17 protein-coding genes are annotated in these 18,190 nt (G+C 64.7%); 13 read left to right on the forward strand and 4 right to left on the reverse strand.

Features of this window, described 5'->3' with window-relative positions:
- Positions 1-411: 411 nt before the first annotated feature.
- The gene (locus ACH438_RS44810) at positions 412-867 is read right to left on the reverse strand and encodes a hypothetical protein (RefSeq protein WP_397017160.1); all 456 of its coding nucleotides are present in this window, start codon (positions 865-867) and stop codon (positions 412-414) included.
- A 1,005-nt stretch (positions 868-1,872) separates the two neighbouring features.
- Here ACH438_RS44810 and ACH438_RS44815 point away from each other — a divergent pair.
- The 6 genes from ACH438_RS44815 (at position 1,873) to ACH438_RS44840 (ending at position 6,653) form a co-directional block, all read left to right on the forward strand.
- Complete coding sequence (locus tag ACH438_RS44815) at positions 1,873-2,073, forward strand: helix-turn-helix domain-containing protein (RefSeq protein ID WP_397017162.1); 201 nt, start codon at positions 1,873-1,875, stop codon at positions 2,071-2,073.
- Positions 2,070-3,260, forward strand: coding sequence for a type II toxin-antitoxin system HipA family toxin (locus ACH438_RS44820; protein WP_397017164.1), 1,191 nt, complete (start codon positions 2,070-2,072; stop codon positions 3,258-3,260). The genes ACH438_RS44815 and ACH438_RS44820 overlap by 4 nt, the downstream gene beginning before the upstream one ends.
- A 258-nt stretch (positions 3,261-3,518) precedes the next feature.
- Complete coding sequence (locus ACH438_RS44825) at positions 3,519-3,839, forward strand: hypothetical protein (protein WP_397017166.1); 321 nt, start codon at positions 3,519-3,521, stop codon at positions 3,837-3,839.
- Between the two features lie 695 nt (positions 3,840-4,534).
- Positions 4,535-4,813, forward strand: coding sequence for a MerR family transcriptional regulator (locus tag ACH438_RS44830; RefSeq protein WP_397017168.1), 279 nt, complete (start codon positions 4,535-4,537; stop codon positions 4,811-4,813).
- Positions 4,749-4,979 (forward strand): organomercurial lyase, encoded by a 231-nt coding sequence (gene merB / locus ACH438_RS44835; protein ID WP_397017170.1) that lies wholly within the window; start codon positions 4,749-4,751, stop codon positions 4,977-4,979. Before ACH438_RS44830 ends, merB begins: the two co-directional genes overlap by 65 nt.
- Positions 4,980-5,645: 666 nt before the next feature.
- Positions 5,646-6,653 carry a DMT family transporter gene (locus ACH438_RS44840; protein ID WP_397017311.1) on the forward strand — a complete coding sequence of 336 codons (1,008 nt, stop codon included), beginning with the start codon at positions 5,646-5,648 and terminating at the stop codon, positions 6,651-6,653.
- A gap of 85 nt (positions 6,654-6,738) precedes the next feature.
- Here the strand turns inward: ACH438_RS44840 and pstS are convergent, their stop codons facing one another.
- A complete protein-coding gene (pstS, locus tag ACH438_RS44845) occupies positions 6,739-7,854 on the reverse strand; it encodes a phosphate ABC transporter substrate-binding protein PstS (protein ID WP_397017172.1) in 1,116 nt (371 codons plus the stop codon).
- Positions 7,855-8,202: 348 nt separating this feature from the next.
- Between pstS and ACH438_RS44850 the strand changes: the two genes are divergently transcribed.
- From ACH438_RS44850 to ACH438_RS44860, 3 genes are all read left to right on the forward strand, one after another.
- On the forward strand, positions 8,203-9,672 hold the full coding sequence (locus ACH438_RS44850; RefSeq protein ID WP_397017313.1) for a sensor histidine kinase: 1,470 nt from the start codon (positions 8,203-8,205) through the stop codon (positions 9,670-9,672).
- 84 nt (positions 9,673-9,756) lie between these two features.
- Positions 9,757-10,995 carry a hypothetical protein gene (locus ACH438_RS44855; RefSeq protein ID WP_397017315.1) on the forward strand — a complete coding sequence of 413 codons (1,239 nt, stop codon included), beginning with the start codon at positions 9,757-9,759 and terminating at the stop codon, positions 10,993-10,995.
- A 51-nt stretch (positions 10,996-11,046) separates the two neighbouring features.
- Positions 11,047-11,997 carry an undecaprenyl-diphosphate phosphatase gene (locus tag ACH438_RS44860; protein WP_397017174.1) on the forward strand — a complete coding sequence of 317 codons (951 nt, stop codon included), beginning with the start codon at positions 11,047-11,049 and terminating at the stop codon, positions 11,995-11,997.
- Between the two features lie 95 nt (positions 11,998-12,092).
- Here ACH438_RS44860 and ACH438_RS44865 read toward each other — a convergent pair whose 3' ends face one another.
- Entirely contained in the window at positions 12,093-12,704 is a 612-nt protein-coding gene (locus tag ACH438_RS44865; protein WP_397017176.1) for a DedA family protein, read from the reverse strand.
- Between the two features lie 192 nt (positions 12,705-12,896).
- Between ACH438_RS44865 and ACH438_RS44870 the strand changes: the two genes are divergently transcribed.
- Positions 12,897-14,282, forward strand: coding sequence for a sensor histidine kinase (locus tag ACH438_RS44870; RefSeq protein WP_397017178.1), 1,386 nt, complete (start codon positions 12,897-12,899; stop codon positions 14,280-14,282).
- Between the two features lie 252 nt (positions 14,283-14,534).
- On the forward strand, positions 14,535-15,368 hold the full coding sequence (locus tag ACH438_RS44875; protein ID WP_397017180.1) for a hypothetical protein: 834 nt from the start codon (positions 14,535-14,537) through the stop codon (positions 15,366-15,368).
- Here the strand turns inward: ACH438_RS44875 and ACH438_RS44880 are convergent.
- Complete coding sequence (locus ACH438_RS44880) at positions 15,341-16,228, reverse strand: oxaloacetate decarboxylase (protein WP_397017182.1); 888 nt, start codon at positions 16,226-16,228, stop codon at positions 15,341-15,343. The genes ACH438_RS44875 and ACH438_RS44880 overlap by 28 nt on opposite strands.
- A gap of 711 nt (positions 16,229-16,939) precedes the next feature.
- On the opposite strand from ACH438_RS44880, the gene ACH438_RS44885 reads away from it, so the two are divergent.
- Together ACH438_RS44885 and ACH438_RS44890 are read left to right on the forward strand one after the other, a co-directional pair.
- Positions 16,940-17,404: a hypothetical protein gene (locus ACH438_RS44885; protein WP_397017184.1), complete on the forward strand. Its 465-nt coding sequence runs from the start codon at positions 16,940-16,942 to the stop codon at positions 17,402-17,404.
- A 68-nt stretch (positions 17,405-17,472) separates the two neighbouring features.
- Positions 17,473-18,189, forward strand: coding sequence for a lysophospholipid acyltransferase family protein (locus ACH438_RS44890; protein ID WP_397017186.1), 717 nt, complete (start codon positions 17,473-17,475; stop codon positions 18,187-18,189).
- The last annotated feature ends 1 nt before the right edge of the window (position 18,190 follow it).

Here is an 18,190-nt window from a genome sequence, read left to right on the forward strand (position 1 = left end):
GTCATCGGTCACGATCGACACGGCCCCGCGACCGGATGCAACCCGGTCCCATGCTCTTGGCAAAACGGTGGTCCCATCACCCTGGCAGGCGACAGACATGCGTTTTGCCGGCCCCTGCCATGCCAGTCAACACACACGCTGAGGGACCGTGCGGTCTCGCCAGAACCTCGCTCACCTGATCCAGAGCATCTCGACGTATGAAGGACACCGGCACCGCAGGTACTTCGCCTACGAGAATCGGCCTTTCAGGAGGCGCTATGGTGTTCGCGAACGCGATATTGATGTCACGACCAGCACGGACATCCGCGAAACCTACGGACGCCAGATAGATTTCGTCACCTGCGAGACGCTTGTGAGCGACTGGAGCGACGGGACCCTCAAGCGCGGCCGGTCCGAATCGGCCCGCCGCGCTCAGAGGGGGTTTGGCGGCTCCCCGAACCCGGCGTCGACATGCTGAATATCGATGTCACCATTGAACCGGCTCCGTTTGACCTTGACTCCAGGCCCACCTGACCGCACATTCTTGATACGCAACGCCGCGGCCTCGACGGACTCCAGATCGATGCCTACGACTCCGGCTTCACCCAGCGTTGCACCGCGGACGACCCGGATCACCTCCACTGCCGCCTCAAGCAATTCTGAATCGTCCCCGGCACCTTGATCGGCGAGATCCTCCGCCAGGGACTCTCGTTTCGCGAGCGATTCAGGCTTACCTTCCACCTGCTTGATATCCACATCGTGGTACCGCCGAGCGATCAGAGACTTCAGCCCGGTGTAGGCGTCTACCACCGATTGTTTGGCGCTGTCGGTCAGACCGGCCGCGGCGCCGACGGCCACGGCAGTAGCGATAATGGTCACTGGATCCATGTCGGTCGCCCTCCCTCACACTCCACATGCAGCGGCCAGCATCACCCCAACTGCTAGCCGCATATCCTTCAAGCAATCTAATGCAATGGGTGACTTCGCAGTTGGAGATCGCGGTTCGTGATCACCCGCACCGTTTGCACACCACGAGCCTTCGGCCGATCCCCGGTCGGCCTAGACGTTAGATCCAACCAACGCTCCGCTCAGTGCTCGAAGGCCCGCGAACGTCTGCCGCAGCCGGTGATGACTTCGGCCCACACCCATGCCTCGGTCAAGGATGTAGTTCGGAGACCGTGGCCCACCAGCTTCAACGAAGGGCGGCGTTGGAAGGCGCCACGGTAGTGCTGAGCCTGTAGGCCCTGACCAGATGGGCTACCAACGCTTACAAGGGTCGGTTTGATCGGCGTATCGACATCGAGATGGCAACCACTTGAGATCATCTAGCACCGGTCGAATTGCCGAATTTTCAGTGCCTTGACCGGCCCTGATCCGAGGGCTAGCGTCTAGCGCATGAACACTCACAGCCTGGCTGTGAGTAGGGAAAGTGTGTCAAAGTCCCTGATGGCGCACCACAATATGGCCCTTGACCAGGCATCCTGGTCAAGGGCCATATTCGTTCTACCTGTCCCGCCAGGTGATTTTCAAAGAAACCCCAAGAATTCAGCACCACCAGGTCGGCAACCCCGCCAAACCCCCACTCCATCACCGCAAATGAGTCCGGCGCCCGCTCGACACCCTCGGCGCACAGAGGTCAGTGCGAGGAGGTAGCACCTGCCATGACCCGGTTCGCCCACAGGCTCCAGGTTCCCGCACCGTCGCGCCCCGCCGAACAGACTTCCGCACCGGCCCTCCATCGGCTATATTCTGCCGGTTTTCTCCTGTGCAACACCGAGCGTGACTGACACTTGCAAAATCAGCAGTATTTTGCCGATTTTGGTATTAATTCAGGTAGCCTGATTGAATCTGCACGGTATCGGCAGAATACTGCCGTTCTATGGAGGTGGTTCGATGACGGTGGTATCGAGCATCGGGGATGCCATTCACGCGGCACGCCGCCGTCATCGGCTGACGCAGGAGCAGTTGGCGGAGTTGGCGGGCACCTCCACTCGCACGGTACGCGAGATCGAGCACGGCAGCGGCTCGACCAGTATCGCCACTGTCGCCGCCGTGGCCGACGTGGTCGGACTCACCCTGAGTGTCGTAGGTTGAAGGATCTCGAGGAGCTTCGGCGGGTTGCCCGAGCGGATGTATACAAGGCCGGTCGGCGCGCCGCTGTTCTGGAGCGGACAGCGGAGGGCGGGACCGAATTTCGCTACCAGAAGGATTATCTCGCCAACCATGGTACGCCGGTGGCCACGACGCTCCCGCTCGACCCGGATCCGGTGCGTGGCATCGCCGGTGCGGTGCCGCCCTTCTTCGAAGGCCTTCTGCCCGAGGGGCATCGGCTCACAGTGTTGCAGCGTGCGGTCAAAACCAGTATCAACGATGAATTGAGCCTGCTGCTGGCGGTGGGGAGTGATGCGCCCGGGGATGTGCAGATCGTCCCTGCTGATCAGCTGCTCACCGACATTCCGTCATTGGCTGAGGGAGACACGCCCGCGGAACTCGAATTCGCGCGATTCGTCGACGAAATCGATACTCATGCGCTGCCGGGAGTGCAGCGTAAAGCCAGTGCGTCGATGATCAGCGTGCCGTTCTCGGCTCGGTATGGGCGGTTCATTCTCAAGCTCTCGCAACCGGAGTATCCCCGTCTGGTTGAGAACGAAGCGGTGCATCTGAAAGCGGCGAGGTTGATGAAAATCCCTGTAGCCGAGGCGAATCTGGTAACTGACCGCATTGGCGACACCGGCCTGCTGGTGCGGCGGTTCGATCGGGTGCCCGAGGGCCGGTCGTGGCGACGCTTGGCGTTCGAGGATGCGACACAGGTGCTGGGCCTACCTCCGGCGTCGAAGTACCAGACCGATGCGGCCACTGTGGTCGACGCACTCGCGCAGATTGCCGAGGCTCCCGCAGTGGCCCGTCGAAACCTCTACTTGCAGTTTCTCTTTGCCTGGCTCACCGGAAACGGTGACCTACACGCGAAGAACGTCGGTGTAGTAGAGGGGCCCACTGGGAAATGGGGTATCGCACCGATATTCGACATACCGTGCACTCTGGTCTACGGAGATGACTCGATGGCGCTGCCGATCTCCGGCCGGACCCGCAAGTTACGCTCCCGCGACTGGGCTGCGTTCGCCGCAGAGGTCGGACTCACCGAGCGAGCCGCAGTTTCGGCGCGCACTGTCGCACTCCGAGCGGCCTCAGCGGTCGATTATGCCGCCCTGCCGTTCTCAGGATCGCCCATGCACAAAATGGAGCGCGAACTGCGTTGGCGACGCGCCGAACTCGGCTACTGAGCGCTGAATCGAGCGATTACCGAATGTCGCCACGTCAAGACCACGCCCCGTCGATCGCGGCGGCCGACGGTGCCTGGTCGCTGACCCTAGTGACCTGAAGTGCGCGCTCCTGCCGATTTCAGTGCATAGCGCCCCGGTGTGTGGCGGTCTGATCGATGGTCGGACGTACGAGGTCGACTCGTGCCATCCTTACACGGTTGATCGAGTTAGATGTCCTGTGCGACAACGTATGTGACCGCTCTGCCGGAGGAGTGCACCATGACAGAGAACGCGGATGCATCCAATGATCACGACCCGGCGAGCGAAACGCTGCCCCAGGCCGAACCCTCTGCCGCGACCGTTGCTCGCGATCAATTGTTGTCGGCTATCGGAAGATCGGCTGTGCTCCTCGCCGAGGATCAGCCGGGCAACGCACCTGCGGCATTGGTTGAGCTCGCCCGCGCCTATGCCCTGGTAACCGCTGGCTCCGCGAGAGCCCTGAAGAAGCCTGACGAGAAGACCGCAATGATTTTCGCGATTATCCCGCCGAGTGTATTGGAACTAGGCCACGCCACCAGCTTCGACGCGTTTCTCACCTAGACAGACGGACAAGGGCCTGCCGTGTCGTAAGGGCCGATGCGCGTTGTGAACCAACGCAGGTTCCTGGTACATGCCAGCAAGGCCGCACCGGAGCCGCCTTCGGCGTGGACACCGCAAGCGTGATTGCCGAGCTGTACCGCCAGAACCTTCCTGGCGGTCCGAGGTATGGCCCGGCCGCACGGGCAGGCATCCTGTATTGCCGCGGACCGCGCGGACCGACCCGGCCAGCGCGAGGTATCGGAAGACCAACCGGCCGTGCTGATCCGACGCCGGCGGAGCGTCCGCTCCTGCCGATGACCGAGTAGCACCTGAGCGTGAAAAGCCGCACCAAATCTCACGCTGAGGTACCACTCGAACGCGCTTTCCGCCAAGTATGAGCGTCGAGAAGTGCTCTGCCGTGGCTGATTCCGGCTAATCCCCTCAGCAATGTGCTGTTGATCTTGCCCGGGCCTCGACATGACCGGTGCACATCCTGCATTGCCACGTTGAGGGCTGCTCGAATCTGCCGGGGTGACTTGGGAGGGCGGCGGGCTGAGCCGATCTGGTCCGACCGAACGGTTCCGAGAGCCTGGGTTACGACTCCGCCTCGGAGAAGGGCGTTCACTCGTCAGCGAGCTCGGCGGCGGACCCCCATCCGTCTCGCACCATCGAAACCCTTGACCTTGTACCCATGCACAGGGTCGAGAATGGCGGACATGCGAACCGGAGAGCTGGCCGCCCGAGCCGGGGTGAACGCGCAAACCCTGCGGTACTACGAGCGCCGTGGACTGCCGGCTCGCCCACCCCGCTCACCGGCGGGATACCGCAGTTACCCGGTCGAAGCGGTCGAGGTGGTCCGGTTCGTCAAGCGGGCCCAAGAGCTGGGGTTCACCCTCGAGGAAATCGAAGAGCTGCTGGAATTGGCCGCCGGTGGGCCGGAGGACTGCGGCAAAGCCGAGCACCATCGTCGTCTTCATCGGCGCGCTTGCGGCTGACGGAACAGCGGCCGAGACTTGCTGCGGCTATCTCAATTTCTTCGCCGGTCGCGATTCCGCACAGATATGGGCGAACCAGAATCGCGAAATCAGCGGAACCATAGTCGATCTCGCCGATGCCCATCGGCTCGGCGTGGAGATCTTCGGGCGTCTGCTCCGGTCCTGACCGCCAGATCCCCGGAGGCCGTTCGGCATCCGCCGCGGACGCCGACAAAGGCGGCCATCCGGACACGGCCATGCTTGCGCCGTCCAGCCGTAATCCACTACACACCAGACTGTTTCGGACAGTTGATAACGACCGCTTACCGGCCGGCTGACGCGGACCGCCGTTTCCTGCCGCTCGACGACCTTGATCCGTTCACGCCCTGCGACTCGCCGAGGGCACGCTCGCGGGCGTCGAGCCGGTGCCGGTCGGACCAGCCGGTGACATACACCGGGCAGAAATCGTTGCGCGCCTTCGACATACGGGTCGCCGAGCACGTGGCCCGCCAGATTTCAGTACGACGCCGTTTCTTCGTCGACGGGCAGCAGCGGGACCGGACGGGGAAAGTAGCCGACGGCGCGATAGATCGCCCAGCACCTCGACCGGCAACGGCTCGCCACCGCCCCCTCGGCCGAGCACGCGCGCCATGTCCAGGGCGATCCACGAACACGCGGTCATCGATATCGGCGCTTCAGCGAACAACCGTTGAACCTGGTGAGTCCGCGCCACAACCGCGGTCCGGGCGATAGGATTCCTGCGGATGGCTTCGCACTAGTACACGGAGGTCATCGCTGATCGGGTGCAGTGGATACCGGGTTTGTCGATGACTTCGGAGGAATCGTGGTCGGTGTGCTGGCGGCGTCAACGATGTGGGGACTCTCATCGGTCCTCATGAAAATGGTTCTGCCCGGCGTGCCGCCCTTCGGCATCGCCTTCATGCGTGTGGTGCTGTCGAGTGTGGTGCTGAGTACGGCGGCGTTGCTCAGGTCCAGGAATCGACGCCACGGTGATGCCCCGATTCGCAAGAGCAAGGACGGTCTCCACCTCGCGGTGCTGACGATCACGACTGTCGCTGTACCGTTCTGCCTGACCGCATGGGCACAGCAAGATATCGATGCCTCGCTCTCGGCTGTGCTGCACGCGACCATCCCGCTGTGGACAGCGGGCTTTGCCACGGTTCTGCTCGGTTTCCGGCCGCCTCTTCGGCAGCTGCTGGCCGTAGCCGCTGGACTGGTCGGAGTCGCCGTGCTCGCGGGAATCGGTTCCGCGGATCTGACGGCAACGTCATGGCATGGGTGCGTGGCAGTGCTGACCGCCTCGGCCTGCTACGGATTCGGATGGACCTATCTGCGCCGCAACTTGTCGCACCTGAAACCGCTCTACATCGCTGCCCTGATTCAGGCCGGCGCACTGCTCGTGCTGTTGCCGCTGGCGGCCGCAACGACCGACATCACCCGCTTGGCGCTGACACCGGAGCGCATCGGTTGCCTGCTGGCGCTCGGGGTGATCAGCACTGCCGGAGCCGAGCTGATGAACTATCGCAACATCGCGCGGCTCGGACCCACCACGGCCGCATTGACCGCCTACCTCGTGCCGATCGTCGGTGTCGCCGCCGGCGTCTCGATATTGGGTGAACAGCTCAGCGCCCGCCTGGTGATCGGCACGGCGATCATCCTCGGTTCCGTAGGTCTTGCCGTGCGGCGCAAGAACGGCCGCTCCCACACCCCGAACTCCCGACCAGCACAGGCCGATCCAGTGCTCGCGACCGGAACGGACACCTCGCTCTCGGACAGGCACCCGGGCACGGCACCGGAACGCACTGCTGACGAAACGGTGGCGACTGCCGGTCGGCCATGACCACGATGTCGTGTCGGCAATCGATGCGAACGCCGCGCCTCCACCGAAGACTCGGTGCAGGCGCGGTGTTCGTCGATGACGCAGGTCAGGAGATGGCGTTGATGGCGGTGGTGAGCTTGGTCTTGAACGCGTCCGGGATCGGGATGTAACCGACGCCGTCGAGGCCGTTCTGGCCGTTGCCGATCGCGGAGGTCATGAACGCCTTGACCGCCTTGGCGGTGTCGGCGTCGCTGTATTTCGAGCACACCAGCTCATAGGTGGCCAGCATGATCGGGTACGCGCCCACCGCGGTCGGCTTGTAGAACGAGCTGGTGTCCAGCACCAGGTCATTGCCCTGACCCTTGACCTGCACTCCGGCGACGGCCTTCTGCGCCGAATCGACGGTCAGTTCGACCGGAGTCGGACCGGCCGAGGTGATGATCTTGGCCATGTTCAGGTTCTGCGCCTTGGCGAAGGACCACTCGTTGTAGGTGATCGCGCCCTTGGTGCTCTTGATCGCCGCCGAGGTGCCCTCATTGCCCTTGGCGCCCTCGCCGACACCGCCGGCGAACGACTTGCCCGCGCCCTTGCCCCATGCGCCGTTGGAGGCGGCGTCGAGGTAGAGCTGGAAGTTGTCGGAGGTGCCCGACTCGTCACTGCGGTAGATCACGGTGATCGGGTCCGCGGGCAGGTTCGTGCCCGGGTTGAGGGCCTTGATCGCCGGGTCGTCCCACGTCTTGATGCCGCCGTTGAAGATCTTGGCCGCGGTCGGGCCGTCGAGCACCAGGTTCTTGACGTCACCGAGGTTATAGGTGATCGCGATCGGACCGAACACGGTCGGCAGATCCCATGCCGGCGAGCCACAATGCTTGGCGGCCTTGTCCGGCTCACCCTTCTTCGGGTCCAGGGGCGAGTCCGAGCCACCGAAATCGGTTTGGCCACCGGTGAATTCGTTCACGCCCGCGCCGGAACCGCTCGAGGTGTAGTCCAGCGTGTAACCGTCGCAGTTCTGCTCGTAGGCGGCTATGAAGCGATCCATCGCGTTCTTCTGCGCCGACGAGCCGCTCGCCTTCAACGCCTTCTTACCGCCGCACGCCACGTCCATCTTCGCGGTGCTGCCACCCGCGGTGGTGGTGTTGTTGTCGCTGCCACACGCACTCAGGGTGAGGGCGCCCGCGGCGGCGATCACGCCGAGCAGGGCACTGCCACGCTTGAAATACACTCGATCCTCCGAGAATCGTTTCACCGCACCGATACTCACGCCGATCGAGCGGGCCTGTGGTGATCGTTCGAGGAGAACTTGCTCACCAGGCGACCGTCCGGCCGCCCACGAGGAACCTAGGGATGAGAGTTGTCCGAGCGCCCTGTCACGAATGAACGGCTAGTGAACACCGAGTCCGGCGGCAGTTTGCCGAGCTCGCAGGAGATTCACAGGTCACTTCCAGTGTGTCGCCAGGGATCGTCGTGATCATGCTCGGGTGAGCAGCGAAACACGATGCCCCATTCGGCAAGTCGCCCGCGGCGCGGCTGCTCTTCTCGGCATCGAGCCGAACCTCTGGTGAGTATCTTCATGCGGCCCGGTCGCTGGGTTTCGGCGATCCCGCTGCGGATCGTGTTGGCGTTCGCAATGGTCGCGCTTTCCGGACTGGTTCTGCTCGCCAGCGGATTCGCCGTCACGCAGGCACTGTCGAACTCGCTGGACCGGCGGACCGACGAACAGCTCTACGAATCAGCCGATACGTGGGCCAAGCCGCGGCCGGTGAAGAATGCCGGCGGCGCGGCCTCCACGCTCGCCGATAGGCCGACTCCGACACCCTCACCGGGCGAGCAGCCCTACCTCTTCTTCGAGTTGCGCAAATCCGCTGAGGGACAGGTCTTCCTGAATCGCACAGTGCCCAATCTGTCGCCGCCCGAACCGTCGGCTCTGCCCGCCCTCGGCACGGCAACGATATCCTCGGTCGACGGCGCAACTCCATGGCGGGTCCTTACCGTTGTGAACCGGTTCGGATCCTCGACGATCGGTCTGCCGCTCACCGCGAACAGGAGAACCGTCTCTCGGCTGGTGGCCTTCGAAATCATTACCGGAGCTTCGGCTCTGGTACTGCTCGCGGTCGGCGGCTATGCCGTGGTCCGGCGGAGCCTACGCCCGCTGCGCCGGGTCGAGGAGACCGCCGCGGCCATCGCCGCCGGCGATCTGAACCAGCGGTTACCGGTCCACGATGTCGATACCGAGGTGGACAACCTCGCCCGGTCGTTCAATGTCATGCTGGGCCGAATCCAGCACGGTGTCAGTGCCATCGAGGCGTCGGAAGAGAACGCCCGCCGCTCGGAGACGAAGATGCGGCAGTTCGTCGCCGACGCCGGCCACGAACTGCGCACCCCGTTGACGACGATCCGCGGGTTCGCCGAGCTCTACCGTCAAGGCGCGAGCCCGGATCCGGCGCCGGCCATGACCCGAATCGAGGCCGAAGCCGGCCGGATGGCGTTGCTGGTCGAGGACCTGCTGACGTTGGCCCGGCTGGACGCCCGGCGGGCCATTGCCCGGCAACCGGTCGATCTGCTGTCGATCACCAGCGAGGTCATCCACGACACCCGGGCGCTCTCGGCGAAAGACGGCGAACCGACGCACCGGGTGCGCCTGGTGGTGTGCGACGGGGTCGGCACGCTCGAAACGATCGGCGACGGTACCCGCCTGCGGCAGGTCCTGCAGCACCTGATCGTCAATGCCGTCACCCACACCCCGCCCGGCACGCCTGTCACCGTCCGGCTGACTCCCACCGCCACCGCGATTCACATCGAGGTGATCGATTCCGGACCGGGTCTGCCGCCCGAGGCCGCGGCACGGGTGTTCGAACGGTTCTACCGCACCGACGCCTCACGTACCCGTGCCAGCGGCGGAACCGGGCTGGGCCTGTCGATCGTGCAGGCATCGGTCGTCGCGCACAACGGATTCGTGAGCGTGACCAGCGAACCCGGGCAAGGGGCGACATTCACCGTCGTCCTGCCACGCGGCGGCGGATCAGCATCGACTCAGACCTGACCGCGAGCGTCGGGCACAGGTCGGCCGATCGTTTCTCAGCGTCGCCACAGCGAGTGATCATTACGGTCCTGTCCCGTGACTGAGATGACCGAAGCCGGAGTCGGCACGCCCCGGCGACTGCTGAGCAAGGTGCCCGAGGTCACGGTGTGGTTCTGGATCATCAAGATCCTGTGCACCACCGTGGGCGAAACCTTCGCTGATTGGATCAACAATTCACTGGGCTTCGGCCTGATCGTCACGGCAATGCTGTTCACGGTGGTGCTGATCGCGGTGATGGTGTGGCAGCTACGCCTCGACCGCTACGTACCGTTCGTGTATTGGCTCACCGTGGTCGTCGTCAGCGTAACCGGCACCCTGTACACCGATATCCTCACCGACAAGATCTCCACACCACTCGTATTGAGCACCGGCGTCTTCGCCGTGATTCTCGCGATCGTGTTCGGGATCTGGTACTCCCGCGAGGGCACGCTGTCGATCCACTCCATCGTCACGCTGCGGCGCGAATTGTTCTACTGGCTGGCCATTCTCGTCACCTTCGCCCTCGGCACCGCCGCCGGTGACTGGACCTTGGCTCTCACCGGCTGGAGTCCCGGAACCTCGGTGCTGCTGCCGGCGGGCCTGATCCTGGCCGTCGTCGTGGGTTGGCGGTTGGGCGCGAACGCCGTGCTGGCGTTCTGGCTGGCCTATATCCTGACTCGCCCGCTGGGCGCGAACCTCGGCGACTGGTTCTCCTCCCCCGCCTCCGATCACGGCCTCGGTGCGGGCACCGCCCGCACCAGCGTCCTCTTCCTGGCCGCGATCCTCGCAGTGGTCGTGTACCTGACTCTTTCGCGCAGCGATATCGTCGACAAGGATCCGCAGCACCGGCCCTCCCCGGTGGCCGCAAACCCTGGCCGCGAGCGAATCATGCTCGGCTACTACGCGGTCGTCGCGATGCTGGCCGGGGCGCTGCTGGCGTGGGCGTCCGCGCAGCCCCATGCCTCTGCGAGCGACGAACCCGCCGCCGCGCCGCCGGCCGCGACATTGGCCCCCGGCGAAGTGGCTGCGCACTTCCCGACTGCGGAAATCACCAAGTTCCGCTCCATCACCTCGGACACTTTGACAAAGGTGCAAGCCGGACGGCAGGCAGCGGCCACCGCGCGGATCAAGGATCTGGAAACGGCATGGGATCAGGACCAGGACACCCTGCAGCCGATGGACAAGCCGGGGTGGGACGTGCTCGACGGCAAGATCGACAAGGCGCTGAAGGCAGTCCGCGCCGCGACACCGGATCCGGCGACCGAAACGCAGGCGCTCACGAATCTCCTTGCCGCACTTGGCTGATCCGGTCGGCCTCGACCGATCGAAACTACCCGACACCTGACAGGAAAGCGCATGGCCATCACCTATCTGGAATCGATCGTCGTCGGGGCACTGCAAGGGGTGAGCGAGCTCTTCCCGGTCTCCAGCCTCGGCCACAGCATCCTGCTGCCTGCCTGGATCGGCGGACAGTGGGCTACCGACCTCGACATGTCCGCCAAGGATTCGCCGTACCTGGCTGTCCTGGTGGCCATGCACGTCGCAACAGCCCTCGCGCTGGTGGTGTTCTTCTGGCGCGACTGGGTGCGCATCATCGGCGGACTCTGGCATGTGGTGCGCACCCGTGAGATTCGCACACCCGAGGCACGACTGGGTGTCTTGCTCATACTGGCCACAATTCCCGTCGGCCTGGCCGGGCTGGCCCTCGAGAAGGCCGTCCGGAACCACCTCGGCACGCCGATCCCGACCTCGATCTTCCTGGCGCTCAACGGTGTAGTGCTGTTGGCGACCGAACTGCTGCGCAACCGCGCGAAGAAACGCGATCCGGTGCTCAGCTCAACCGAACGCACAGCCGACCCGTCGATGCCGGACACAGCGACGATGCCCGCGATCGAGCCTGCGTACGCTTCGGATCTCAGGCTGTCGACGATCAGCGTCAAGGATGCGCTGCTCGTTGGATCCTCCCAGATCGCAGCGCTTTTCCCCGGGGTCAGCCGCTCCGGCAGCACCATGGTGGCCGGCCTGTTCAAAGGCATGCGTCACGAAGACGCCGCTCGCTTCGCCTTCCTGCTCGCGACCCCGGTCATCCTGGCCGCAGGCGTGCTCGAGACGCCGGAACTGTTGAAGCCACAGAACCATGCCACGCTCGGCCCCGCCCTGGCGGGCAGCGTCGCCGCCGGCGTCTTCGCCTATGTTTCAGTCAGGTTCCTCGTCGAGTACTTCGAGACCAAGACCCTGACACCCTTCGCCATCTACTGCATCGTCGCGGGCATCGGCAGCCTCGCCCTCTTCACCTTGCGCGGTTGATACCCGGGGTTGTCCACAGCCGACCACGACGCATTACTCCGCTCGCACCAGCCGGGTCCGACCACTCCGGAAACCGTCTCGCCCCACCACATCTGTCAGTCTGTGCCCGCGACAGCGCGCCGCCTTCGGAGCCGGACGACAACGATGACGACGACGATCGCCACTGCCGCCACTGCGGCGATGAGGTAGCTCGGACCGCGGAGAGTGTCTTCCAGGTGATTCCAGTTCGCGCCGACGCCGTAGCCCGCGACGGCCAGCCCCGCGGTCCACGGCAGGCACCCCGCCATGGTGTAGAGACCGAATCGACCGGCCGGCATGCCGGCGATACCGGCCGGCAGTGAGATGAAGGTACGGATGCCCGGCAGCAGCCGAGCCCAGAACACCGACGCCGCGCCACGCCGGACGAACCAATCCTGGGCACGATCGATGTCCTCGCCACGCAGGAAAATGTAACGGCCCCAACGGTGCAGCGCGGGACGGCCACCATAGCGGCCGGCCAGCCACGCCAGATAGCTGCCGAGCACATTACCGGCGGTTCCGGCCGCTATGACGGCGATCAGATTCGGGTGCGGCCCGCTCACCGCACCGGCCGCCAGCGCACCGCCCAGCAGCATCGTCACTTCCGACGGGATGGGTATGCACGCCGATTCGGCGGCCATGAGCAGCAGGATGGCGATCAAACCATAGGTGACGATCAGATGTTGCACCGCACGGCCTCCTCCGGCACCGCGAACCCGGTGCCGTATTCAACGCGGCCGGAAGCGATTTCGCAGACCATGACGCATAGTCGGCCGCTGGATACGCAGGAACTTGTCATCCCGCCACCCTGACAGAGCAGTGCTGAGAACACGCTGAGACCGAGTACGCGATCTGCTCCGTTGTGACCGAGGATGATCGGCATGCGCAACCTCGAGATCGTCTGGAGCCCATCCCTGTGGGGTTTGCGGGTCCGCTCGGCGCTCACCGCGGGGGCTGTGGTCGCGGTGGTGGTGCTGCTCGGCGCGGTGGTCATGCTGTCGCTGTTGTACCGGTCCCTGTACGGCTCGGTCGACTCCGCTGCCCTCGCGCGCATCACCGAGATCACCGGGCAGTTGCGCACCACGACACCCGACGAACTGAATCCGATGTTGCTGACTGCCACCTCTCATATCGAAGCGGTGCAGATCCTCGACTCCACAGGCATGATCGTGCGGTACTCGGCCGCGGCGCCCGAGCGCCCGCTGACAACTGTGCCCGCCGCAGGCGCGGTGACCGGTTTGTCCGTCCAGGGCAATTCCGATCTACGCGTGACGGCGCGCACGGTGCACGGCGCGGCTGGGGTGTTCACAGTCCTGGCGGCGGTCAGCGCCGAACCGGTCGAGGACGCTCTCGAGGATGTGGCTCTCGGATTGGCGCTCAGTGGCCCGATCGTCGTCCTGGCCGCTGCGGCGGCGACCTATGCGCTCGTCGGGCACTCGCTGTCGTCCGTGGAAGCGATCCGGGCCAGGGTCGCCGGCATCGGCACCTCCGCACTGTCGCAACGAGTTCCGGTCCCTGCCACCCGAGACGAAATCGCCCGGCTGGCCACCACCATGAATGAAATGCTCGCCCGCATCGAAGCCGGACATACCGCCCAGCGCCGCTTTCTCGCCGACGCCTCCCACGAGCTCCGCAGTCCATTGGCGACCCTGGTGGCGGGACTCGAGTTGGCGCACCTACATCCCGATACCGTCGATGAGGCATTGATCGGGTCGATGCTGCTGCCCGAAGCCGAGCGCATGCAGAAACTCATCGACGATCTGCTCACCCTCGCCGCGGTCGACGATCACGGCCTCACACTGCGCACCGCCGAGATCGATCTGGACGATGTGGCCGCCACCGTCGTCGCACTGACGCGCCGTACCGGGACGAAGGAGGTGATCGCGCGACTGGAGCCGGTCCGCCTGGTCGGCGATGCGGGAGCGCTGACCCGCGTCATGCGTAACCTCATCGACAATGCGAGCACGCACGCACGCTCGACCGTCACCGTCACCGTCACCCTCAACGCCGACGACATCACGGCACAAGTGGTCATAGAGGACGACGGGCCAGGCATCCCCGACGCCGATCGCCTCCGGGTGTTCGACCGGTTCGTCCGCCTGCAGGACGACCGTGCCCGCAGCAGCGGCGGCACCGGACTGGGACTGGCCATCGTCGCCGAGATCGTCGCCGCCCACCACGGCACGGTCGCCATCGGCCGATCTCCCCTCGGCGGAGCACGTTTGAGCGTCGTCCTACCGCTGTGTCCGCACCGAGCACACGCCTGAACGCCTGCGACCAGCTGTGCCCCGCGAGCGTCCTGGGCCCGGGCAGGCTCTCAGCACGCTCTCAGCACCGATCCGGAATACTGCCGCAAGTCCGTGCCCGCCAACGCGGTGACGCTGCCGACGACCTCTGGAAGTGCGCCATCCGAACCGAACACCGCACGAAAGGCCTTGTCCGCCCATATCTCTCGATATCAGGCGAGTTCCACTCGATCGACCGCCGTGTCCGTCTCATCCCCACGCAAAGGTGACCCGTTGAGCACCCCATCCGATAGACCGAATTCGCCCTCCTCCGCCCTGACTCGCGTCGGCGCGCTGCGCGTACCCGAAATCACCGCCGCGTTCTGGATCGTCAAGGGATTGTCCACCGCCATGGGCGAATCCACCTCGGACCTCCTTGTCACCAGCATCGACCCGCAGATCGCGGTGGTTCTCGGTTTTCTGGCGTTCGCTGCTGCTCTCGTGCTGCAGCTGCGCATCGGTCACTACAACGCGTGGACCTACTGGCTCGCAGTCGTCATGGTCGGTGTCTTCGGCACGATGGCCGCCGACGTGATGCATGTCGCTCTCGGTGTGCCCTACCCGATCTCCACCGGCTTCTACGCGTTGACCCTGGCGGCGGTCTTCATCGCCTGGTACCGCACCGAGCGCACCCTGTCGATCCACGCCGTCGACACCACGCGACGTGAACTGTTCTACTGGGCCGCGGTCATGGCAACCTTCGCCATGGGCACCGCGCTGGGCGACTTCACCGCCTACACACTGCATTTGGGCTATGCCGCCTCCGCGGCGCTGTTCGCCGTCCTGATCCTGATCCCCGCGGCCGGCTACCGCCGGCTCGGCTGGAATCCCATCCTGTGTTTCTGGAGCGCCTACGTCCTCACCCGCCCACTCGGCGCCTCGATCGCCGACTGGCTCGGCAAGCCCAGGCAGACCAGCGGTCTGGGCCTCGGCGACGGTCCCGTCGTCACCCTGCTCGGCCTGCTCATCCTCGCCCTGGTCACCTACCTGGCAGTTACCGAATCCGATGTGCAGCAGCCCGTCCGAACTGCCGGTTCGCATCAGGAGAATCCCACGCCGCGGCGGTAGCCGGGCCGTGTACCAATCGGCGGCGCCGGGACGGTGCGCCGAGGTTGACGGCGGGAGATGTTGGCCTCCAGCAAAGCTGTCGATGACGCCACGCCGACCTCACTGTCGCCGATCTCGGCGAGGCGTCCATCATCAGCGCGCAGCTTCAGCAGCATCTCGGTCATCGCCGCGTGCGCCGCGAACAGGCATGGCGTGGAATAGATCGCCACATCGACTCCGAGCTCCTCGAGCTCGGTCAACGACAACCGCGGCGAGAGACCACCGGCAATCTGATTGAACAACAACGGTTTCGACCCGATCACCGCGCGCACCTTGCGAATCCAGTCGACACTGCGCACGCCGTCGACCAACAGGACATCAGCATCCGTGGCAGCCAAAGCCTCAGCACGGCGCAGGATCTCGCGCTCGTCGGTCGCGTCGGTGCGCGCGACCACTACCAGATCAATGCGCGTCTCGAGTACCAGATTCAGTTTCTCCAGATACTGCTCGAGCGGCAGGATACGTTTACCCGCCGCATGCCCGCACCGCCGCGGACGTTGCTGATCCTCCAGGATCACCCCGGAGGCGCCCAGCATCTCCAACTGCCCGACCACATGGCAGGCCACTTCCGCGTCGACATAGCCGTCATCGATATCGACCAGCAGACGCTGATCCGGAAACGCCAGACGCAACCGCTGCACGAACCCGACCATGTCCGGCCAGGCAATGAACCCGATATCCGGAAGACCGTAATACGATGCGGCGAACCCGAAGCCGGACACGAACATTCCGCCATAATGCTGCGCCGCCAGCGACGCCGAATACATGTCGAAGATCCCGATCAGCGGGGTGACTCCGCTACAGTTGATCTCCTCACGCAACGCAGTACCGTACCTCATGATCTACTGCCTTCCGTCGTCGCGGGCACATGCCTCACCAGCACCGGTACCCGTCATGGTGACTTCCGAACAAGTGGGACTTTCGACTTCACTCAGCCCGTCAGAACGCGCAGAGCGGGCGACACCACCCTCACGCGGTGACATCGAAACCACACTGAGCAGCTTGCGCTTTCATCACTGAGAAGACGCTGAGAGCACCACAGACGCCTCGGATCGGAGCACGAATCGGCAGGTTTCTGGTTCGAGTCCAGATCGGGGAGCTCGAAAGGGCCCCAGACCAAGCATTTCCGGTCAGGGCCCTGCGGGTGAATCACCCAGCGGCACCGGTGCGGCTGTATGTGTATACGGACACCACCTGCTTATTGCCGGCAACACTCACGCCGTGACTCACCTCCGCCGACATCCTGTACCCAAAAGCACGCGAGGCGAACAGCTTCACCGACCGAACAGGTCAAACGTCCGATAGTGGGCCGAAGTTGGATCCCTCACCCGACCTGCTCACCGAACCCACCTGGCACCACCAACTATTGAGGTTATGACCCCGCAATCGTCCTTCTAGCGTTGGCGTTGGAAATATGCGGTTACCAGCTGATGCCGTGGTGACGAGTCCTCGACCGTCGAACCAGGGTGCGCCGAGACCGCCCTCCCCGCAGGCGAAGCGCGTGGCACTTCGCCGCTACGAAGGACGAACCGATGCCTGCTGCGTCACACGCCCTCGGCTCCGACTACCGTGATGTGGTTGTCGTGGTCTTCGAGCACCCGCGTCCGGTCGCCCCGGACCGGCCCAGCGACGACTATTGCGCCGCTTGCGGTTTCGGTGGTGCGCTCATCGACCTGCCGCCGACCATCGGCACCCGGGTGATGACGAACGACGTGCACGCCCCATGCCTGGCGCTGGTACGTGCCGGCACGTCACCACAGGACTGGAAAGACTTCCTTGATCGTCAATTGCGGCTGCTGTCGAGCCCGCACTGGACGTGGAGTCGAACCGCTCAGCTGATCGCGATCCCGTTCGGGTTCGCCACTGTCGCGGCGCTCTACTTCGCTGCGGCGAGGCTGCTTCCGCATCTGCCGTCGGTCTGGATGCCGATCGGCGGCGGCGGCGCACTGGCCGGCGTGGTCCTTGCACGGCTGCGCCGGAGTCGGAGACGCGCATGAGCGCCCCCGACGCGTATCGCCACCGGTACCCTGCGCCGTCGCGTGCACGCGGAACGCTACCTTTTCGCTTGGCTCGCATTCTGGTTTTCGGCGTGCTCGGACTGATCTGCAAGAGCGCGCTCGCCCTGGCGACACGTTCGACGACTGTGTGCGGTCGTGATCGGCTGATCGATCTGCTCACCGATGAGGCCCGGACGTGTGGCGTCGTGGTCGTCGCGAATCATCGTTCTCCTGTCGACGATCCGCTCATGTGGGGCGTCCTGCCCTGGTCGGTGCTGCTCCGCCCGCGGAGGATGCGCTGGACGCTGGGCGCGGCAGAACTGTGTTTCACCAATCCGGTGACCTCGAGACTCAGCTCGCTGGCCAAAATCCTGCCCATTGTGCGCGGCGACGGCATTTTCCAGCCTTCGATCGACGATGCCATTCGGGTGCTCGACGAGGGCGGCGTCGTGACTATCTTCTCCGAGGGCCGGATCAACCAGACACAACAGTTGCTGCGGTTCAAATGGGGTGTCGCTCGGCTGATCGCCGAGCCTGCCGAGTCGCCGGTCCTGGTGCCGGTGCACCTGCACGGCTTCGAGCAGATCATGCCGCTGTCCAGCGTTCACCGTATTCCGTTGCTGGGCAAGGATGTTCGGATCACCTTCGGCACACCGACGTCAACGGAGTCGATGCTCGCGGCCGCCGCGAGCGCGGCCACGACCGTCGAGCAGTTTCGCAGTCGGCTCACTTCCCTCGTCCAGTCGGAGGTCGAGCGTCTCGATCCCCGGCCCGGCTCCGAGTAGG

It is taken from the genome of Nocardia sp. NPDC020380, from assembly GCF_044386975.1.
In the GTDB taxonomy this organism is placed as follows: domain Bacteria; phylum Actinomycetota; class Actinomycetes; order Mycobacteriales; family Mycobacteriaceae; genus Nocardia.